1 protein-coding gene is annotated in these 1,388 nt (G+C 60.5%); it reads right to left on the bottom strand.

Going from position 1 to position 1,388, the window contains the following annotated elements:
- Positions 1-85: 85 nt before the first annotated feature.
- Entirely contained in the window at positions 86-1,336 is a 1,251-nt protein-coding gene (locus NWQ23_RS01885) for an IS256 family transposase (RefSeq protein WP_306164541.1), read from the bottom strand.
- Positions 1,337-1,388: the final 52 nt, after the last annotated feature.

Raw genomic sequence — 1,388 nt, 5'->3', positions numbered from 1 at the left:
TGGATCGACGGGGCGGGACCGCTCTGCGCTGTTCTGATAATTGTATTGATGACAAGAGATATGCGCAGAAGTTGGTGACGCTTGATCAGGCGGCATCTTGAACGTGGCGGAGACCATCGCGGAACTCAACCCCTTGGATGATCTCGGGCAGGCGGTTCTGGCCGTCGAGCTTGCGCCATTTCTTCTGCGCCGACATCATTAGCTTGAACGCCATGGCCAGACCGGTCTTTCGGCTGAGGCATCCTTTGGTGCGTTTCGTGCGGTGTCGCACGGTGGCGAAGGTGCTTTCGATTGGGTTCGATGTGCGGATGTGTTTCCAATGTTCCGCCGGATAATCGTAGAAGGTCAGCAGCGCGTCCCGGTCCTTGACCAGCTTGGCCACTGCCTTGTCCCATTTCACGCCATAGGTTTCGATGAAGAAGTCGAAGGCTACGTTGGCTTTGGCTTTTGTCTCGGCCTGCCAGATGTCGTGCAGGTGCGCCTTCGCCTTGGCCTGCACCGATTTCGGCATCGCGTTAAGCACGTTCATGGTCTTGTGGACCCAGCAACGCTGTTCCTGCGTCGTGGCGAAGACCTCGCGCAGCGCCGTCCAGAAGCCGAGCGCACCGTCGCCGATGGCCAGTTTGGGGTCCTGCTTCAGGCCCCGGCGCTTGAGATCGAGCAGCACCTCGCGCCAGCTCTGTGTGCTTTCTCGGAAGCCGTCGGTCATGGCCAGCAGCTCCTTGCGGCCGTATTCGTCCGCCCCGACGATCACCAGAGCGCATTGTTTTTCTTCAGCCATTCGCGGTTTGAAATAGACCCCGTCCGCCCAGATGTAGAGAAAGCGACGCGCACCAAGATCGCGTTTCTGCCAGGCCTCGTAGTCCTGCCACCAGTCGGCCTTCAGCCGGGTGACGGTCTTGGCGGACAGGCCCTTGGCATTCGGGCCCAGCAGCGCCTCCAGCGCCTCGGTAAAATCGCCCGTGGACACGCCCTTGAGATAAAGCCAAGGCAGCAGGTCCTCGACCGATTTCGCCTTGCGCAAATACCGCGGCAGAATGCTCGGCGTGAACGTGACCTTGTCTTCGCCAGCACCCCGATCCCGCACGCGCGGCACCTTCACGGGCACCGGGCCAATGCCGGTCATCACCTCGCGTTCCGGCAGGTGACCGTGTCGGACCAAGCGTGCCCGCCCGTCCTCGAGCTTGTCCCCGGAAAAGGCGTTCATGAGAACGGCCAACTCGGCGTGGATCGCCTGTTCGATCAGCTTGCGCGCTCCATCGCGCAGAACGTCGGTGAATGGGTCGGAGCCAAATCCTGATGGATCAGGCAGTTCACTGATGGTATTCTCTGGCATGTGGCATATCCCTTTCTCGGCTGAGAATTGACGGCGTCTGAACACCGCCATG

Origin of the sequence: Yoonia sp. (assembly GCF_030731595.1) — a bacterium.
Lineage (GTDB): Bacteria > Pseudomonadota > Alphaproteobacteria > Rhodobacterales > Rhodobacteraceae > Yoonia.
The sequence above is the reverse complement of the archived record's forward strand: the minus strand, read 5'-3'. Positions and strand labels throughout refer to the sequence as shown.